The organism is Paenibacillus sp. JDR-2, from assembly GCF_000023585.1.
Classification (GTDB): Bacteria; Bacillota; Bacilli; order Paenibacillales; family Paenibacillaceae; genus Pristimantibacillus.
In genome coordinates this window covers 6370922-6391032 of the sequence record NC_012914.1, presented here as the reverse complement: position 1 = coordinate 6391032, position 20111 = coordinate 6370922, and the positions used below count along the sequence as shown (strand labels likewise).

9 protein-coding genes are annotated in these 20111 nt (G+C 53.4%); 7 read left to right on the top strand and 2 right to left on the bottom strand.

Features of this window, described 5'->3' with window-relative positions; translation table 11 throughout:
• Nucleotides 1-15 precede the first annotated feature (15 nt).
• Entirely contained in the window at nucleotides 16-3690 is a 3675-nt protein-coding gene (locus PJDR2_RS27980) for a non-ribosomal peptide synthetase (RefSeq protein ID WP_015847120.1), read from the top strand.
• 265 nt (nucleotides 3691-3955) lie between these two features.
• Here PJDR2_RS27980 and PJDR2_RS27975 read toward each other — a convergent pair whose 3' ends face one another.
• Nucleotides 3956-7774, bottom strand: a complete 3819-nt coding sequence (locus PJDR2_RS27975) for a fibronectin type III domain-containing protein (protein ID WP_015847119.1) — start codon at nucleotides 7772-7774, stop codon at nucleotides 3956-3958.
• Nucleotides 7775-8222: 448 nt separating this feature from the next.
• Between PJDR2_RS27975 and PJDR2_RS32185 the strand changes: the two genes are divergently transcribed.
• From PJDR2_RS32185 to PJDR2_RS27945, 6 genes are all read left to right on the top strand, one after another.
• The gene (locus tag PJDR2_RS32185) at nucleotides 8223-12761 is read left to right on the top strand and encodes an S-layer homology domain-containing protein (protein WP_015847118.1); all 4539 of its coding nucleotides are present in this window, start codon (nucleotides 8223-8225) and stop codon (nucleotides 12759-12761) included.
• A gap of 375 nt (nucleotides 12762-13136) precedes the next feature.
• A complete protein-coding gene (locus PJDR2_RS27965; protein WP_015847117.1) occupies nucleotides 13137-14237 on the top strand; it encodes a Gfo/Idh/MocA family protein in 1101 nt (366 codons plus the stop codon).
• A gap of 12 nt (nucleotides 14238-14249) precedes the next feature.
• Complete coding sequence (locus PJDR2_RS27960; RefSeq protein ID WP_015847116.1) at nucleotides 14250-15143, top strand: carbohydrate ABC transporter permease; 894 nt, start codon at nucleotides 14250-14252, stop codon at nucleotides 15141-15143.
• A 14-nt stretch (nucleotides 15144-15157) separates the two neighbouring features.
• On the top strand, nucleotides 15158-15997 hold the full coding sequence (locus PJDR2_RS27955; RefSeq protein ID WP_015847115.1) for a carbohydrate ABC transporter permease: 840 nt from the start codon (nucleotides 15158-15160) through the stop codon (nucleotides 15995-15997).
• A gap of 80 nt (nucleotides 15998-16077) precedes the next feature.
• Entirely contained in the window at nucleotides 16078-17448 is a 1371-nt protein-coding gene (locus PJDR2_RS27950; RefSeq protein ID WP_015847114.1) for an ABC transporter substrate-binding protein, read from the top strand.
• Between the two features lie 196 nt (nucleotides 17449-17644).
• Nucleotides 17645-18694: a LacI family DNA-binding transcriptional regulator gene (locus PJDR2_RS27945; RefSeq protein ID WP_015847113.1), complete on the top strand. Its 1050-nt coding sequence runs from the start codon at nucleotides 17645-17647 to the stop codon at nucleotides 18692-18694.
• A gap of 434 nt (nucleotides 18695-19128) precedes the next feature.
• On the opposite strand, the gene PJDR2_RS27940 is transcribed toward PJDR2_RS27945, so the two are convergent.
• Nucleotides 19129-20028: a helix-turn-helix domain-containing protein gene (locus PJDR2_RS27940; protein ID WP_015847112.1), complete on the bottom strand. Its 900-nt coding sequence runs from the start codon at nucleotides 20026-20028 to the stop codon at nucleotides 19129-19131.
• Nucleotides 20029-20111 lie beyond the last annotated feature (83 nt).

Below are 20111 nucleotides of genomic sequence, written 5' to 3'. Positions count from 1 at the left end.
AAGGAGTAAAGAGATATGACGGAGATTAATCATCACACTAAGGTAACAGAGAATTTGCTGCTATTTATCCCGCTCGATTCATCACGTCACAGCCGCACTTATTCCTACTTAACAGTAGAAGCAGCTATCGAAGAACGCTTAAACGCGAAGCTGCAGGCTTTGAAGGATGGCAGAGAGCAAATGGCGGCCGCAGCCTTTATGGCATTGCTGTATCGATTGTCCGGGGAAACCGACATTATGGCGGAGTGGATTACGGGCGGCGGGACGCCGGTACCCCTTCTTCTAAGCTTCGAACAGAAGCAGACTTTCGCTAGTTTAAAAGAGATGCTTATCAGTCAAGCAGCTGCCGGGGCTGTCGCTTCGCCGGAGCTTCAATTCGATACCCGGTTCTCGTGCGGCCGGCCGATCAGCACGGTGCAGGAGCTGCTCAACTGGCAGCTGCTTCATGAGGGCGGACGCTGGACGCTGCGCGTGGATTACGACAGCTCGGTGCTCACGGACTCCACGATCCGCAGGTATGCGCAATATTTCTTTACCTTGCTGGAGGCGGCTCTTTCGGATGAGAACAGCCTGATTGCCGAGGTTGATATTCTGCTGGATACAGACCGTGCGGTCTATGATCGCATGAACGATACGTCCTATCCTTACGATAGAACAAAGACGATTCACGGCATGTTCGAGCAGGCGGCGGCAGCTTATCCGGACCGTATCGCTGTATCTTCCATTTACGGTCAGTTGACTTACCGGGAATTAAACGGGAGAGCGAACAGCACCGCAAGAATGCTGCTAAACCGCGGTCTCGGCAAAGGAGATTTCGTCACCATCTTTATGGAGCGGAGCCTGGAGCTGATCGTCAGCCTGCTTGGCATCCTTAAGGCGGGCGGCGTATACGTTCCGGTTGACCCGGAGCATCCGGAGGACCGCAACCGCTATATTTTGTCGGATACGGCATCGGCTTTTATCCTGACCAAATCCGCTTATGAAGCACAGGCGGCCTTGCTCTGCGAAGGCGTGGATACGGTTAAGGAAATCATTGCGCTAGACTCCGGCATGACGGAAGTCTATGAAGGTATCTACAATGTCGAGAATGGGGTTACCCCGGAGGATCTCGCCTATATTATCTATACATCCGGTTCGACGGGAAGGCCGAAGGGCGCTCTGATCGCGCACGAGGGTGTCGTCAACCTGGGCGAAACGGTTCGCACGGATTGCCGGATTGGCCCTGAAGACGTGCTTACGCAGTTCGCGACCTACAGCTTTGACGCTTCGGTGTGGGATACGATTGGCGCTTTATTTTACGGGGCGCATCTGTACTTGCTGTCTTCGGAGGAGAGAGTATCCGTCGAGGAGTTCGCAGGCGCGATTGAGAGAACGGGAACAACTATTATTACCATTCTCCCAACGGTGTTCTTTAACCAGCTGTCCGCGTACTTATCGGAGGAAGGCTACCGCAAGCTGTCGGGCGTCAAGCTTATCACCGTTGCGGGTGAGGCGCTGTACGGCGAGCAAGTCCGGGCCTTCCAGCGCAAATTCCATGACGCGATCGATATCGTTAACGTGTACGGTCCAACCGAATGCACGGTTTGCACAACAACGTTTACGGTAAAAGGCTTTATTCCGGATGAGGTAACAAGCATTCCGATTGGCAAGCCGATTCATAATTACAAGGTTTATATTGTGAACGAGGAAAATCAGCTGTGTCCGGTGAACGTGCATGGCGAGGTATACATTTCAACGGTAGGTCTCGCGAAAGGGTATTTGAACCAACCCGAGAAAACGGCCGAAGCCTTTATCGATAATCCGTTTGGCGAAGGGAAGATCTACAAGTCCGGCGATATCGCCAAGCTGCTGCCGGGCGGAACGGTCGAATATGTAGGTCGCCGCGACTCCCAGATCAAAATCCGCGGTCACCGCATTGAAATCGGGGAAATCGAGGACAGCTTCGCCAAAATTCCAAACGTACAGGACGTTGCGGTCATCTGCAAGAAGGATACGGACGGCCAAAATATGCTTGTCGGTTATTTCACGACCCAAGACGGCGACCAGCTGCAGTCGGCGGTTATCAAGCGGATGCTGGGAGCTAAGCTGCCTTCCTATTTTGTTCCGAAATGGATCGTTCAGCTGGATGCGATGCCAATCTCGCCAACGGGCAAAATCGACCGTAAAGGTCTGCAGCGCTTCGATCATATGGAGACAACGGCCGCCGATGAAGGCTTTGTGCCGCCGGATACGTCTATTGAGCGGGACGTTGCAGCATCCTGGCAGGAAGCTCTGCGTCTGGAACAGGTTGGCCGGTATGATGATTTCTTCTCGATTGGCGGCGATTCGCTGGCGATTATTCATGTGCTCGTTCTGCTGAAGCCGCAATATCCGGAGCTGAAAATCAATGATTTCTTCTCGTTCCGGACGGTGGAAGCTTTGTCCCTGCGGATTGAGCAGCTGCAGGCGGAACAGCCTCAGGCGGAGGAACGCGCAGCTAAGCTGACCGGACCCCTTGTACCGCTTAATGAGGAACCGCCATTCCCTGATCCGAAAGCGGAATTGCCGCAAGGCAGCAACGTTGAGCCCAAAGCCTTCTTGCTAACGGGAGCTACGGGTTATCTTGGCGCTTATCTGCTCCATGAGCTGCTTGAGCAGAGCGATGCGAAGGTCTATTGCCTCGTCCGTCCGGGTATCGATTCCGGCCTGGTCCGCATTCAGGCGCATATGGAATACTTCTTTGGCCAAGCTGCCAAGGAGCGCATCGAGGAGCGGGTGATCGCGGTAGAAGGCGACTTGGAGCAAGAGGATCTGGGGATTTCCGCCGAGATCCGGCAGGAGCTTCTGGGTACGCTGGATGCCATTATTCACAGCGCTGCCGATGTAAGGCATTTTGGCGAGGAAGAGCAATTCGCGAAGACGAATATCGCGGGCACGCTTGCTTTGATCAATCTTGCCAAGGCATGCGGGAAGCCAGTTCGTTTCCACCATATTTCCACGCTTGGCATTCCGGAGGATTTGGCCTTAAGCGGGCAATGGGAACAAGTGTTAAACGAGCAGACGTTATGGCCTGATCTGAAGGTAGAGAATTTGTATACGAACAGCAAGATGGAGGCGGAAAAAGCGCTGATGTCCGCAGCGGAGGAAGGGCTGAGCGTAAACATTTACCGGGCAGGCAATCTGTCCTCCCATTCCGAGAGCGGCTTGTTCCAGCGGAATATCGACAGCAATTCGTTCTACCGCATGCTGAAGGCGATGCTGCTGCTCGGCAAGGCGCCGAAGGTGCAATGGGAGGTAGACTTTACCCCAATTGATTACGCGGGTAAATCAATCGTAACGCTTGCGCTGCAGCCAGCTTACTCAGGGCGATTGTTCCACATTTGCAATCCGGAGACCATCCCGTATGCCAAATGGGTGGATCTCATCCGCAATTACGGTTATGCAGTGGAACTTATAGAGCCGGACGCTTATGCCAAATGGCTGTTTGACGCATCCATTCCGAAAAACGCGGAAGGCGTCAAGCTGGCGATTGCCCAGCTGGAAGGGGACGGCGCGAAGGATTCCGGCTACCGCTACGGATGCGAATACACGTATGAAGTACTGCAGGAGCTTAACGTTACATGCGCTGCGCCGGACAGCCGCTTTATGGGGGCTATGCTGGATCATGCCGTGAAAATCGGGTACTTCCCGAAAGCGCTGGTAACGGTTTGATAGGTAGTCATCAAGAGATGGCTACTTTAATCGCTTAGGTTGGAATTCCTCTAATAAAAAGCGGCTGAAAGGGTAGGACGTAGCCCTTCGCACCGCTAAGGATGACCCTGAGAGGGATCGTATGTAGTGGTTATATTTAGCTTTAATCTAAGGGGAAATTCCATCGTCATAAATGACTAATGGAATTTCCCCTTTTTTTGTTTGTTCGGGATGGTTGCCTCCATGCCCGAGATGCTGTTACGGCGGCGGTCGTTTAAGCCAACTGTTACGACAACGTATAGCTTAACAACGTTCCGTTTGCGGCCGGAAGCCGGTTCACGGTCGAATCGTTAGTGATGAAGCCTAGGCGAATGTTGCTGCCAGCGGTTAATCCAAGAGAAGAAAGCGGAACCGCGATTTCAATAACCGTATCGTTGCGGACATATTGGGCGGCGCTGAGCGTAGAAGCCAGGCTCCAGGTCCAGCTGTTGCCGGTACCGCTGTAAGCGAACAGATTCTGATTCTCCAGCAGGGTATCCACGCCGCTTGTTGCCCAGTTCGCCGGATTATAACCGGAAGATGCGTTATTGTCCGTGTTCAGATAGAACTGGCTTTTTGTGTTTAAGCCGCTGCCTTGAATAAGAAGATACAGGTTGGTACCGTCGTTTTTCGCTTTCATTGCGGTAATGGTGCCGCCTGCGCTGCCGTTTAGTGCCGGGACCGATCCCCAATCGCTTGCGCTGCCGTCGATTGCAATCGTAGTAGCTGCCTGAGGAGTTGCGCTCACGGCGGTTGATTTGGCAGATTCATTGCCGCTTGTATCCAAGGCGCTGATCTGGAACGAATACGAGTTACCGTTGGTTAGTCCAGTAGCGGTATAAGTCGTTCCTGTCACGGGAGCAGTGTTTAGCTTCGTTGTTCCCCGGTAGACGTTGTAGCCTTGCAGATCGGATTCGGTGTTGGCCGACCAGGATAACGTGACCTGGCCGCTGCCTGCGGAAGCGGTTAAGCCCGACGGAACGGCAGGCGCTGTCGTATCAGGCGTTGTCCCGCCTCCGCCGGTTCCGCCGCTGCCAAGCGTATAGCCGGGCAGAACGCCGCTGCTGCCAGGCAGCCGGTTAACCGCCGAGTCGTTGCTGATATAGCCGGCCCGGATGGTGTTTCCGTTTGCAAGGTTAAGCGTACTCAGCGGAATCGACAGCTCAAGGACATTGCTATTACGCTGGAATTCAGCGGTGCTGAGCGTGAGTGCTGACGTCCACGACCAGCCTGCGCCGTTGTTACGGTACACGATATTGTTCTCAATCATATATTCGGCGCCGCTTTCCGCGCCGGAGGTGTTCCAGCCTGCCGCGTTATAACCGGTCAGCCGGTTGTTGTCCGTATCGAGGAACAACTGGCCTTTGACATTCAGGTTATTGCCTTGAACAAGCAGATACAGCTGACTTGCGGTATTGGACGCCTTAAGTACCTGTACATCGGAGGTGCCGGTCGCAAGCGCGGGGATGCCGCTCCATTCCGAGGCTGCTCCGTCGATTGTAATTGTCGTTTGCGCAGTACCGTTAGGCGTTACGGATACGGCAGGACTCAGCGGAGACTCCTGCCCCGCATTGTTCACCGCGGATACCTGGAAGCTGTAGGCCGTGCCGTTTGTCAGACCGGTATTGGTATAAGAAGTTCCGGTTACCGGTGAGCTGTTTGTTTTCGTGCCGTTCCTGTATACGTTATACCCCGAGAGGTTCGCTTCCGTATTGGCGGTCCAGCTTAAGACGGCCTGCCCGTTGCCGGCGGCTGCGGTCAGTCCTGCAGGAGCAGCCGGCGCAACAGGGGCGGCGGGAGTGGCGGATACCGCTGAACTGAGTGTCGATTGGACTCCGTTTGCATTCACGGCTGCAACCTGGAAGCTGTAGCTGGTGCCGTTTGTCAGTCCCGTTGCGGTATAGGATGGGCTGGTCACAAGGGTGCTGTTCAGCTTTGTTCCGCCGCGATAGACGTTATAGCCTGCCAGGTTAGACTCGGAATTCGGGCTCCAGCTTAAGGCCGCCTGGCCGTTGCCCGGTGAAGCCGTCAGTCCGGTTGGAGCGCTTGGCACCGCGGGCGAGCCCGGAACGGTGAATTTAACGGAAGAGCCGCCAAAGTTGGCTGTCCGGAACCACATCCAAACATCCTGCCCGGCAAGCGAATCCGGGAAAATATAGTCCGCGTCAAACATCAGCTCAACCGAATTGCCGGATTGCTTCGCAATGACCGGCCATCCGTTGTTGCCGACGGTAGTGGACGGGAACTTGAACACGTCGGCCTGCCCGCTAACATGCGGGGCGAGGTACACCTTGTTCATGTTCTCGAAATAGATGCGGGAATCCGGCGTAATGGGCCAAGCGACGCCTTGCCAGCCGGCTGCGCCTTTTTTGTCATAATCGAAGTAGAGCATTTCCCCTTGCATGTTTATCGCGGATAAGGCATCAATCTTCATCAGGAACTTGTCGCCGGCGAATTTGGCGTACACCTTCGTAATGCCTTTGGCATTGCTTCCCGCCGGATCGCTGTAGATTGGCGTTTCGCTGGCCCAGTCCGAGAACTGCCCGTCGATATTGAAGCCGCCCTGCAGATCGGTCGGATGCGTGCCGGCAAGCGAGGAAGAAGGATGGCCGCTCGCATCCAGCCAGTTTTTCGCATCCTGATACATATTGGTGAAATTGGTGGCGCCGCTCACGTCGTAACCCATGTAGTGGCTGTTATTCACGATTTCGTTCATCCATTTGTTCGTGCTTGCCGAAGGGATCGTAAAGTCGCAGATGATGATGTTGAAGCCGTCCGGCTGATTTGCTTGGGCGTTCATGTAGTCTTTCCAGAAGCCTCCGAAGTTGTCGCGGCTGCGGTAGGTGGGGGAGGCGGAGTTGGTGTTCCAGTTGTCCGCGAATGCCGCGTTCTCGTCATAGAACTTGGAGCCTGAAGTGATGTAGGGGTTGTAATACCAGGATTCGGTCAGGAAAATGTTAATCGCATGCCGGTAGCGCTCGGCAAATTGGGAGGTGCCTTCGTCCGGATTGAAATACCAGTACCCCCGGTTCGCCGCAACAATCTTGGTCGGGTCAACGGCTTTGACCGCTTCGACCAGCTCAACCATGCCTTTGGCCGTAAAACCGAAGTTGCCGCGCGGTCCCCAGGAGGTTGTTGGACCCGCGCCGCCAATAGGATCCGGCGTATCGACGGTATCCAGGAAGACGCCGTCGTACCCGGCATCATGCTCCAGCTTGTCGGTCATGAAGGTGATGAGCTTTTTCCACGTTGGATCACCGCCGTTTATATAACCGCCGCCGTAGGTTTTGTTCTTGTCGGCAACGCCGTCCCCGGATTTCCAATACCCTCCGTACATGTAGCGGGTGTCGCTTACCCATGTCCCTTGCTGATCCAGATACCAAGGCATCAGACCGTTATTGCTCCAGCTGAGCAGATTGCCGGTAGAGGAGTAGTCGTTGGCAATCGAGATGCCCGTGTAGCCGTTGTAACCGGAATTATAAGTGCCGTCCGGCGTTGCGCCGCCTTCAACGTTTATGTAAGTGCCAGAGCTGTTGTAGTTCCAAGGGTTTGGACCGTGCAGCGGTCCGCTTGGCCCGCTGTAATCCGCCGGAAGCAGCCCGACGTCCTTGCCGTTCTGAATCGTCATATCGCCGGTAAAGCCGGTAAATACGCTGGAAGTAGCCAGCTCGCCAACCGACATATAGGCCAGCACGATAACATCGTCGGCCGTACCTAGAATGCCGTCAACGCCCCGTTTTACTTCGTTAACCTGATTGGGAGTAAACGTCTCGAAGTAGAATTGGTTCTTCGCGACGTTAATAATGCGGATGGTAGGCTCGAGGATAACAAGATCGTAGGTCTTTAAAGAATCGAGCTGAGTCTGGGTTGCGGTATTTGTGCCGTACCAGATCATAACCCGGCTGTATTCGCTGAGGCCGGGTACTTTGCCGTACAACGGATCTTTGCCGATGGCGGCGTGGGCTGACGGCGCGAGGCCGGGAGCGCGGAAGGTCGGAAACAGCAGCAGCAGGACAAGGGATGCGGTGAGCATTCGGCGAGCCAAACGATGGAAGGCTGTAAGCAAAATAGTCACTCCTCTTTTTTATTGGGTTGTTCTACGTCTGAAAATTCGGACAAATCACCTCCTGTATGAACAAATATATTTGGCGCAAAAAAATCAGGAAATTAACAGAGTAAATGAGATGCTCATGCACCAACGAGGCCATTATAATCGAGCATTTACAGGAATACAACAAATAAATTCACGGTTTCTCAAGAGACGACCCCTCTGTTTCAACGTTTAATGCCCTTAAAGGATGAAGGCATTAGTTATAAGTCAGGCGAAATATTTGCCGCAAAATAAATAAATTTTTTCCTAAAAATGATTGAAATTTGTGTAAATATTTACTAGAATGAGGGGCAACAAGCGTCAAACCGCTTACAGGAGAAAAGGAGGCTGCATGATCGGGGCATAGGTCTAGGGGGAGTTTGTCGAAATCGCTTCAACCACAAACCGAAGGGATGGGGAAACGATGAGCAAGGTAGGCAAAAGACTAGCTTTAACGGCATTGGCGGCAATGATGGGGGCTCTTCCGGCTGCAGGACTGCCAGCGGCAGCTGCGAAAGCGGCGGAAGCGGGTTCCGGGACCGCGCCGTTGTACGGCAATTTCGAGGATTGGAATGGCGGGCGCACGGATCAGGCAACGGCAAGCAACCGGATGGAATCGATTAAGGCGGTTAACCAGGATGGCAAGCTCTATGTCATGACGAAGGGAAGCGGGATGAACCGCGACAAGACGCTGTACATAAATGCCGACAATAATGCGGCGACGGGAGCGAATATAGCCGGGTGGAAGGATTCGGCCGGTATTGATTACAAGATTGAAGGCAATGCGGCGTATGCCTACGAGAATGGAGATTGGGTGCGGCAGGGGCAGGTTGTGCTAAAGGATAACGACACCATTGCGGAATACGAGATTGATTTGACGGCGCTTCCGGCTGCGGATCCTGCGGGCAAGATTAAGGTTGGTCTGTTGTCGGAAGGCTCGATGCTGCCGGAGCTCGGCGAGTTAATGGTCCCGGTGCAGCCTTCCTCCTCCGGCAGTGCAGCGCAAGCAGCTCCTCCGCCGCCAACCGATCTGGCCGTTGACGGCAATGGTGCCGAATGGGCTGATGTGCCTGAGCTGCTCCGCAGCGCTGACGGGAAAACAACGGTGAAATACGCGGTATCGGCGGATGCCCTGCATATGCTGATTGAGGGGCGCATCGACAATGGCGAATTCCCGGATTTGTGGGAGCACTTGTTGATCGACGTTGACCGCAAGCCTTCGACGGGTAATGCGATGTGGGCATGGGCGAGCACGCTGGGCTCGGAATACCTCGTACAATCCGGTCTTCTCTATGAGGCGACCGGAAGCGGCGGCTGGCAGGAGGCGGCGACCGGACTGAGCTATGCCCGTTCCGGAACGGGGGATGCAAAGACGATCGAATGGACGCTGCCTCTTGCCGACCTGCATGCCGGCGATGCAAAGTCGGTTCATGTGGCTTTTCTGAGCAATAACTATGCCATGCCGGACCCTGCCGGCGATCCCGCGGAGATTAGCCTTGTGGCGGAGCCGCAGTTAACGGTGGACGGCGATCCCTCGGATTGGGCGGGTATTCAGCCGCTGACGGTTACGGCAGACGGGCTGACAACGGTGAAGACTTACGTGACGGACGGAAAATTATTTGCACTCATTGATGGCCGAATCGATAATGCCGAGTTTCCTAATCTGTGGGAGCATCTGTTCCTGGATACGGACAAAAACCCTTCCACCGGCACCTCCAGCTGGGCATGGGCAGGCAAGCTCGGCGCTGAGTACTTGGTTCAGACAGCTATTCTGTATGCTTCGAACGGGAGCGGCGGCTGGGACCAGACGCCTGCGGTATTCCCTTATGTCAGCGCGGGCACCGGCGATCATAAAGTGATTGAATGGTCCATGCCGCTAAGCGAGCTGGGGATTACGAGCGAGCAGTCCATTCATGCCGGATTCCTGAGCAACAGCTATGCCGCGCCAGACGCAAGCGGCGATCCGGCCGTTATTCAGCTTCGCAGCAGCGGTTCTTCGATTACCGTAGACGGGGACGACAGCGATTGGAGCGGGGTGGAGCTTGGCGCTTCGGCAGGCGGTTCCCCTTACGTGCTGGACGCGGTGCAGGACGAGCGCAAGCTGTACGTTCGGGTGAAGGGGAAGAATCTCGATCTGCGTAACGTCTATTATTTGAATACGGACGGCGATTCGGCTACAGGGGCATCAACCGGCCTATGGACGGAGGAGGGCTTCGATTACAAAATCGACCGGGGAACGTTGTACGAATACCGACAGCAGGAGGGCGATTGGACAGAGAAGGGGCCGGTTTATCTGGCCGTAACGGACGATTCGCTAGAGATGAACGTCTATCTGGATGAGCTTGGCCTTCATGGACGGAAGCCAATCCAGCTTGGGTTTGTCAATCGAGGCATGCTGCAGCTGCCGATGGGCGGCAGCGCGCCGCTGACCGTGGATGATGCGGTGCAGACGCAGGAGGCGGCTGGCGTATTTTACCCGCGCCAAAGCTTTGAGCTGCTGAACAATCCTTTTATGGGTTGGGTGGCTTGGGCGAAGGATTCTTCCAAGGCGGACGGCACTCCGTATCCGCAGCAGCACAGTTTGGTGTATGCGGGGATTTCGTGGCGAGAGCTGGAGCCGGTTAAAGGGCAGTTCGACTGGGCGGGCATCGAGCAGAAATATCAGTTCGCTTATTGGGCTTCGCAGGGCAAACGAATCAATCTGCGGATTGTGATGGATACGCCTACGGCCGACCCGTCCCATAAGGATATTCCGGATTGGCTGTACGAGGAGCTTGCCGCGGAAGGGAATGCCGGCACCTGGTACGATACGCAGGAGGTTGGCTCAGGCTTTAGTCCGAATTACAACAGCGAGACGCTGCTGGCCGAGCATGAGCGGATGATCGCCAAGGTGGCCGAGCGCTACGACAACGATCCGCGGATTGCTTTTGTGCAATTGGGAAGTCTGGGTCACTGGGGAGAGTGGCATACGTGGCCAAGCGGCTCCGGCGTGTTTCCGAAGCTGAGTATTTCAGACCGGTATGTTCAGAATTACCTGGACGCGTTCAAGCATAAGCAGATCGGCATGAGAAAACCGTTCCCGATCGCAAGCGAGCAGCGGACCGGATTGTTTAACGACGTGTTCGGCATCAAATCCAGCACGGACGAGTGGGTAGGCTGGACGCAAAACGGCTGGTCGGGGATTGGAGAGTTCGTGGATAATCCTTCGGATGCTTCATCCGCGCAAGCGGCTTCCGCGATGCCGGACTTTTGGAAGTACGCGTACTCCGGCGGTGAGTTTGCCAACGGCAACCCGGAAAGCTGGCTGACCGATGACGCCATCATGGAATCCCTGCGCCAGTTGCGGGTCAGCCATACCTCATGGCTTGGACCTTCTTCCCCGGCGCGTACAGCATACGGAACCAATATTCAGTCCAACATCGAGACGATGCAGAAAATGATGGGCTACCGCTATGTTGTTGAGGCGGTTAAACATTCAGACTCCGCGGCGCGCGGAACATCCGCCTCCGTCGAGACAGTTCTGAATAATAAAGGAGTTGCTCCGTTCTATCAGGATTGGAAGCTGGAATACAGCCTCGCTGACGCCAACGGAACAATCGTGTACAAAGAGCGGCAGGATACCGATCTGCGTACGCTTCTGCCTGGCCGGCATGTGCTGGAGCACCGGCTGAATTTGCCAAATACGCTGGCGACAGGCAGCTACAAGCTGCTTATTGCCGTCATTGATCCGGCAACGGATTCTCCGGGCATGGAGTTGGCGATCGACGGGAAACATCCGGACGGAAGATACGAGGTTGGCAGTCTGACGGTGACCGGCTCGTCCGGCAATGCGGGCAGCGGAAACGGCTCGACCCCGGCGGCGGATGACGCTAAAGTTCAACGCCTCGGCAATCCGGTTCTGACGGATGGCAAGCTTGCTGTCACACTGCTTGCAGGCAAGGAAAAAATCGAGGTGCCTCTTCAGGCATCGGCTCTCGCGGGCAATCCGTCCATCGTTGTTTCGGACGGGGAAGTAAGCTGGGAGTTGCCGGGTTCCCTGCTGGCCAAGGCGAAGGAGCAGGCTGGAAGCGGCGCGGCTTGGCTGACGATTACCGTTAAGCCCGGGTTGGATCTGGCTTCCTACGCAATGAAGGATAACGCTGCGGCACAAGGCATCGGGCAGGCTGTTTCCTTTGGGCTTGCCGTAAGGACCGCAGCAGGTGAGAAGACCCTTGATTTTGCTGCATCGCCTGTAAAGGTAACCTTGAAGCCCGATTCGACGGATGTAAATACCATTAATCTTTACGGTATTCAGAATGAACGTTTAAAAGCAGTGTCCGCGAGCTTCCGTAACGGATTGTTAACGGCGCAAATAACAGCTCCGGGAACCTATCAATGGCTGAATTACGAGAAGGCCTTCCGTGATGTTGCTGCCGGACATTGGGCGGCGAACGCGATTGAAGCGCTGGCGGCCAAGCAAGTGATGCGGGGAGTAGACGGCGACAGGTTTGCGCCTAACCGCTCCATTACCCGCGTAGAGCTTGCCGCCATGCTTGCAAGAATACTGGGGCTTGAAACGGTGCCGGACGATGGAACGCAAACATCGTTCCGCGATGTTCCGGCGCAGGCTTGGTATACAGGGGAGTTGAAGGGAGTATTGGCAGCGGGATTAATGAATGGTTACGGCGATACGTTCCGGCCAAATGCGGAAATTACCCGGGAGGAGCTGGCGGTTCTGGCTATTCGCGCAGCAGCGAAGGTTTCCGGGGAAGCAGCTTCGGGAACGTCGTCTCCGGATCATGAAGAAGTGAGCTATCGGGATATGGAGCAGATTAGCGATTGGGCATCCGATAGCGTATTGAGGGCAAAGCAGCTTGGTCTTATGATTGGCGATGAAGACGGCTCTTTCCGTCCTCGGGAAGGCGTGTCGCGTGCGGAAGCGGCGGTTATTACGCTTCGTTTGATGGAAATGCTGTTGAAATAAGAGTGTGCGCAAGAGACTGTCCGAAAAGCCGGGCAGTCTTTTTTTGCCCCAAGAACACTTGAGGGAAAATTGTTGGCGAAATTTGCTTAACTAACAGTTAATTTGGCGCAAATATAAAAGTAATACCTGACTTATCGGTGTCATATTTCCAAATTTTATGGAGCAATAAGTTTAAACATTTAGCGAAAAACCCGCGTATTTACTGAGAAAATTAAATAAAATAATTTTGGCGCAAACATGTCAGGTATTTTACCCAAAAATTGTTGACTTGTCGTGAAGGCTGCGTTATGATCAGAACATGAAAGCGAATACTCGCCATGAATTGTAAGGATCCGGATCATATTTGGCGCAAAATTATCGATGGAGAGTGTAGACATGGAAAAACTGAGAATGGCATTTATCGGCGTAGGAGATATGGGCTCGCATCATTGCATCGGTTTTGATCTGCTGCCGGAGTGCAAGGTGAATTATATTTGCGATATGAACCAGGCAAACGTTGACCGTACGCTTGCGGAGTTGACGAACAGCAAGCCGGTTATCGTAACCGACTATAAAGAGCTCTTACATAAAGAAGACATCGATGCGGTTGTCATCAGCGTTCCGAACTATTTGCACCGTGAAGTAGCAGTCGCTTTTCTCGAAGCCGGCAAGCATGTCTTTCTGGAAAAACCCGTTGCTCATACCCTTGAGGACTGCAACGCGATTATTGAAGCAGCCGAGAGTCATAACCGGATTCTGCAGATTGGTCTCGTGTACCGTTACTCTAATGTATACCGGAGAATGGCCGAGGAGCTGGAGCGAGGCCGCCTTGGCGACGTAAAGCTGATGTGGTGCAAAGAGTTCCGCGATCCGTTCCCTCCGACGGAGTGGTTCTATGACAAGAACAAATCGGGCGGCGCGCTGGTCGAGAAGGACTGCCATCACTTTGATATTTTCAACTGGATGATCGGCTCGAAGCCGGTACGGGTATTCGCAACCGGCGGGCAACACGTGATGAAGCAAGGGCAGCCGAACCTGATTACGAACTCCTACAGCCACTACCCTGCTAAGCCAATCGAAGATGTCTCGATCATCGATCATGCCTGGGTAACGATTGAATACGAGAACGGAAGCAAGGCGAATCTTGGCCTTTGCATGTACCTGAAACCTCGCAATTTGATGGGTGACGGACTTGAGATCGGGCTGATCGGCGAGAACGGCGGCCAGATGGTGGCGAAGAACGACAAGACGATCGACATCGTAGGCGGACAAAACTTCACCCGCGATCATCTCGATATCGACGTTACCTCGGACTCGATTATGGGCGGACATACCGGCGGACAAACGCAGCGAATTGAATTCGTGAAGAGCGTGAAGGAAGGCAAGCAGCCTTTTGCCTCCGCTTATATCGGCAGAGACGCGCTTCTGATTGCGCTGGCGGCGGAGAAATCCATCGTGGAAGAACGCTATGTTTACGTGAACGAACTAATGAAGTAAGGGGGTGCCTAGATGAAAAGCAAGCTGAGAAGATACGACACACTTATTTTCTTCTTATTTATTTCCCCTTGGATAATCGGATTCTCGCTCTTTTTCCTTGTTCCTTTTGGTACTTCCGTGTTTTACGCGTTTACCGATGCCCGCCTGCCTGGTGCGGCGAACTATAATTTTGTCGGGTTATCGAATTTCGTAGACATGTTTAATAATCCGATCTTTAGCAAAAGCCTTGGGAACACCGCCTACTTCGTTATCATTGGCGTTCCCATCGTAACGGCGGGCATGCTGCTGCTGGCTATGCTGCTCAATATGAACGTCAAGGGCATCGCCCTTTACCGGACCTTTTATTACTTGCCGACGCTTGTGCCGATTGTGGCGACCGTCATCATCTGGCGATTGGTATTCAACTCGGAATTCGGCATTCTGAATGCGGGATTGTCCGTGTTTGGGATCGGCAAGATCGACTGGATGGGCAGCGAAGGCTTGATCAAGCCGGTCATTATCCTGCTGCAGGTATGGATTTCGGGGAGCGGGGTGCTTATCTTCCTGGCCGCTCTCAAGAACGTGCCGAAGCATCTGTATGAAGCGGTTCTCATTGACGGGGCGGGCAAGGTTCAATCGTTCTTCCGCGTGACGCTCCCGATGATCAGTCCTTCCATTCTGTTTGTTGTCATTATCCAGACAATGTACAACTTTCAGATGTTTACGGAAGCGCTGCTGCTGACGAAGGGCGGACCCAATTACGCGGCTTACACCTTTGTCTATAACATCTACAAGTCGGCGTTTACGGATTTGAAATTCAGTATGGCGATGACGCAGTCCATCTTCCTGTTCGCGCTGATCTCGCTTGTTACGTTTGTTCTTATGAAGCTGTCGAAGCGGTTTGTTTATTATGAAGGTGAGAAATAAAGGGGGGAAACAAGATGACGACGTCTAACAAACGAATTGTGAAGCAAACCGGCAAATACGTGATTTTAACCGCTGCGCTGGTGCTGTTCGCCGGGCCGCTCGTATGGATGCTGTCGACGATGATGAAAACGAAGGCGGAAACGTACAAGGTTCCTCCCAGTTTGCTGCCGGAATCACTGAACTTCGAAGCATTCAACAGGCTGTTTGATGTACAGCCGCTGATGTGGAGATGGATCCAGAACTCCTTCACCATCTCCGCGCTTGTTGTGCTGGGGGCCGTATTGTCCAGCTCGATTGTAGCTTACGGCTTCTCGCGTTTTTCAACCAAATACAAGGACCGGCTGTTCCCGATCGTCCTTATGACGCTGATGATCCCGCCGTCCATTCTGATGATTCCTTCCTATGTGCTCTTTACGAAGCTGCACTGGGTGGATACGTGGCTGCCGCTGATCGTTCCGGCGTGGCTGGGCGGCGCGTACTACATCTTCCTGTTCCGGCAATTTTTCATGACGATCCCTCAAGAGCTTGACGAAGCGACTTATCTCGACGGAGGGAATCGTTGGACCGTGTTTACGAAGGTTATCATGCCGCTGTCCAAACCGATTGTCGTCACGACCGTAATCTTTGCTTTTGTGAACTCATGGCTCGATTTCCTCGGACCATTCCTTTACATCAAAAGCAACAACATGTTTACCCTCAGCGTTGGTCTGCAGATGCTCATCGGCCAGACGAGTCAGGATTTCCCGGCGCTTGCCGCCGGCGCTTTTATCAGCATTGTGCCAATCGGTCTGCTGTTCCTGTTCGCGCAGCGCTATATTGTCGAGGGGGTGGTGCTCACGGGTTCGAAGGGGTAAGGACAATAGGGAGAACAACACGGGCAGGCATAAGATTTTCAATACTGCTGTTTTCAAAATAATCTAAAGGGGAACTGGATATGAAAACAAACAGAAAGTGGTTATTGGGTCTTTTTACGCTGGTATTATCCATGACGATTATCATCTCCGGCTGTGGCAGCAACAATAATGGCGGTTCGAATTCGGCTTCAAACGGCGGGCAAAGCGATAACGGCAGTGCGGAGCAGACAGAGAAACCAGCCGAGCCGGTTACGATTACGTATTCGCAATGGGGAACGGCGGAAGAGCTGCAGCGTACGCAAGAGCTTCTCAATAAGTTCATGGAAGCCAATCCGAATATTACCGTTAAGCTGGAAGGCAAGGACTGGGGCAGCTATTGGGACGGTCTGACGGCTAACGCTGCGGGCGGCACGCTTCCCGACGTATTCAAAACCAGCTATGCCTTTATTGAGAAATACGCTGAGCTTGGCATTTTCAAAGAGCTGGACGGTCCGCTTGCGGACAATGGCTTCGACTTGAACAATATTGACCAAAGCCTGCTCGGTCTACATAAATACAACGGCAAGCAGGTATCGCTTCCGATCGACGCGAACGTTATCGTCTGGTACTACGACAAAGCGATCTTCGCGGATCCGAAGAAGAATCCCAAGAACGCGCCGGTTCCTTCCCTTGAACCAACCTGGGATGAGATTATCGATATCGCAACCAAGCTGACGATCGACAAGAACGGCAAGAACCCTGGCGAAGCCGGCTTTGACGGCAACAACATCGTGCAATGGGGCATGTCCGTATCGCCTGGCTCCACAATGGATTGGTTCCTGGAGCCGGAGCTGTGGTCCAACGGCGCGAAGCTTGTGAACGATGACGGATCGCTTGCCCTGAATACCCCTGAAGCACGTGAAGTACTGAACTTCTTTATTGACGCAACGAAGAAAAAAATCAATACGACACCAGCGCAAATTGAAGGTCTCGGCGGCCAGGTGAACCTCGGCATTACAACCGGCAAGGTTGCAATGAACCCGGGCGGCAACTGGAATACAACCAACTTCAAGGAAGCTAACGTAGATTACGGCATTACGTATCTCCCGAAATTCAAAGAAAACAAAACGGTTGTACAACCGGCTGGTATAGCGATTTCGAGCAACACGAAGCATGAAGACGCGGCTTATAAGCTGCTTGCATGGCTGGCAGGTCCTGAAGGTCAAACGGAGCTGGCGAAGCAAGGCTACTCGATTCCGGCGAATAAAGCGGCATCCGACGCTTATATCGCAACCGCAGGCGAAGCGAATAAAATCTTCCTCGACGCGCAGCAGTTCGGCATTATCTCGCCGTTCACGGTGAAGAAGACGGATCTGGTATGGACATACGGCGAGCAATCGCTTAAGAATCCGCTTGCCGGCGACGGCGACGTGGATGCGGCCATTAAGGATCTGGAATCCAAGCTGAAATAAGAGGGTTAAGGAAAGAGCGGGGAAAAGAGGCGTTTGGTCGCTTCTTTTCCCTTTTTTGCTTAGGCCTGAAAGCCTGAAATGACGGTGTTTCTTGACTATTGATGAATAGGGCTATACAATAGAATTTGCCGCAACTTTTGCGTTGTTGCCGCAATTATAGAGAGCATATATTCGATATAGGAACAGAGAGGAACGTATGATGGCCAAGTTGAAGGATATTGCAGAGCAGGTCGGGGTATCGATCTCGACGGTATCGCGGGTCATGAAGAATGACTCCACCCGTTCCGTCAGCGAAGAGACCCGTAAGAAAATTTGGGAAGTTGCGGAGAAGCTCGGCTACAAGGCGAACCGTGCGGAGAAGCTGGGCAAATCCGATAACAAGCTGATGGTTCATATCGGCTGTGTCGTTGCCATTCCTCAGAACAAATATAATAATCCTTACTTCTCCGTTATTTTGGAGGGTATCGAGAAAGCATTGACAGAGTCCGGTCTACGGCTGGATTTTGTATACAGCATCGAGAATCAGCAGGATATCCAGCAGCTGCAGTCCCTCGTGAAGGAGCACCGGATTGACGGGATGATTATTGTCGAGCGGATTGACGCGGATGCGTACCAATGGATCAAGCAGAATGTGAAGGCTGTTGTTGGCGTGGATTTGGCGGACAGAACGATTCCGGTCGTCTGCTATGACCGCGAAGCCGCGGCGAAGGAAGCCGTGCAGCATCTCATCAAGCAGGGACATAAGCAGATTGGCTATATTGGCGGTCCGGAGCTGAACGATCCTTTCCGCCAGGAGAAACGGTTCCTCGGCTATCAAAGCGCGATGCGCGAAGCGGGGCTCGAGCTGAACGACAATTGGATTATCGACGTGAAATGGGATGTATCCCTAAGCTACGAACTGACCAAGCAGGCATTCGAGAAAAAAGGCTATTCGCCAACCGCCATATTCGCGGCCAGCGATATGATGGCGATTGCGGCGATGCGCGCCGCTTCGGAGCGCGGTCTTCGCATTCCGGAGGATATTGCGGTTGCTGGCGTCGATAATATCGAAATCTCCGAGTTTACTTCGCCGCCGCTTACGACCATTCATGTACCTAAAATCGAGATGGGAATGTACGCGGTGAAGCTGCTGCTCGATTATTTGAATCATCAATATTCGCTGCCGGTGCGCATGACGATTCCGTACCGGATGATATACCGCCGCTCTTCCGAGTCCCAGCAACCGGCCATTAGCAGCGTGCAATAAAAGAGAAGAGGCGCCCCACAAGTCATTCTTGATGACTTGTGGGGCGCCTTTTTTGTTCACGGCGTAGCACTCTACCGATAGACTCGCGCTCCGCCTTGCATTGGATTTCGTCGTTAACCGGAACACATTCTGGTTTCAATGAATTCCTAATTGCTGGAAGCTGACCAACGGTACAGCACCGCGGTGTTACGTTGCACGAAGTGCAGGGTATTTGCTCAAAATAGTGGCTGCAGGAGAGATATGTTGCATGAAATGCAGCATATTGCCCGTAATGAGCCCGGATTAACCGTTATTCTCCTGATATCCTGCATTCTGTGCAATATATAGTTATTGAGGGCCTTAAATGTACGATTACGCTGCATAATGTGCAGCCTGGAAGAAGGGATGGATCAACAGCAAGCTTCGAAAGCCGCCATTAAGGGCTATGGGCTTTCTCATCCCTGCGCCCTTGCCTTGGCAGTTCGGGCGTAATCGGACGGCGGCATGCCCGTCGCTTTCTTGAAATCGCGCGAGAAATAATGAATGCTGCTGTAGCCGAGCATGGCGGCAATCTCGGTCATATTGTATTGCTGCTCGCGGATCATCGTTTTTGCTTCTTCGATCTTGAGCTGCTTGAAGTAGTCCATCGGGCTAATGCCGGCCTGCGCGTGAAACACTTCCTTGAGCCGGCTTTTCCCCAAATGAAGCTCCTTGCATAGCCTGTCCAAAGTCAGCTGTTCGGCTAGATGTCCGCGCATGAAGGAGATAATCCGGTCGGCCGTCCGCTGCTCGGCTTTCTCCGTTTGGAAGGAGGCAGGCTTGCGCACGGATTGCCGGTCGGCATCTTCTTGCTGCCGGATCAGCTGAATAAGCAGAGTCTCCAAGTAATTGCGCATCGCCTGCTCGCTGGCGAAAGGGGCGTCCTCCCGGGTAACAAGCTCGTGGATATCCGACTTGTCGTAAGGCGGTTCAAAGGAATAGAAGCCCTCCTGCATGAGCAATGACAGCAGATTCCGGTCTTTCGTCCCGAGCTGCAGGATCCGGTTCTCGAAGCTTTCCATGCATGGGGATGCACACTCGAAAGAGAGTACAAACAGGTTAGGCGGCTTATGCTGGCTGCCAACCTTCACCGTATGAAACTCTCCGGGCTTATGGAAGATAATCATGCCTTGCCCGAGCTGATGCGTCTGCTCATCCGCCCTTACCTCTACGGTACCCTTGTCCACGTAAAGCAGCTCCCAGAAGTCGTGCTGCTCCCCTTCGAACACGTAACCTTTAGCGAATTCAAAGTAATGGAACGAAATCAGCTTGCGTACCGCAAGCATTTCTTTCAGCGTATGGCGAATGAATTCCACCTTTTGTTCTCTCCCTTTTTTGCACCTGTTTGCACTAATTATAAATCCTTTTTGCCCTGTGCAAAAGGTCCGGCTGATTTGCT

Coding starts and splice junctions, on each gene's coding strand:
- PJDR2_RS27980 (WP_015847120.1), top strand. CDS start 16: ATGACGGAGATTAATCATCACACTAAGGTAACAGAGAATTTGCTGCTA.
- PJDR2_RS27945 (WP_015847113.1), top strand. CDS start 17,645: ATGATGGCCAAGTTGAAGGATATTGCAGAGCAGGTCGGGGTATCGATC.
- PJDR2_RS27950 (WP_015847114.1), top strand. CDS start 16,078: ATGAAAACAAACAGAAAGTGGTTATTGGGTCTTTTTACGCTGGTATTA.
- PJDR2_RS27955 (WP_015847115.1), top strand. CDS start 15,158: ATGACGACGTCTAACAAACGAATTGTGAAGCAAACCGGCAAATACGTG.
- PJDR2_RS32185 (WP_015847118.1), top strand. CDS start 8,223: ATGAGCAAGGTAGGCAAAAGACTAGCTTTAACGGCATTGGCGGCAATG.
- PJDR2_RS27965 (WP_015847117.1), top strand. CDS start 13,137: ATGGAAAAACTGAGAATGGCATTTATCGGCGTAGGAGATATGGGCTCG.
- PJDR2_RS27960 (WP_015847116.1), top strand. CDS start 14,250: ATGAAAAGCAAGCTGAGAAGATACGACACACTTATTTTCTTCTTATTT.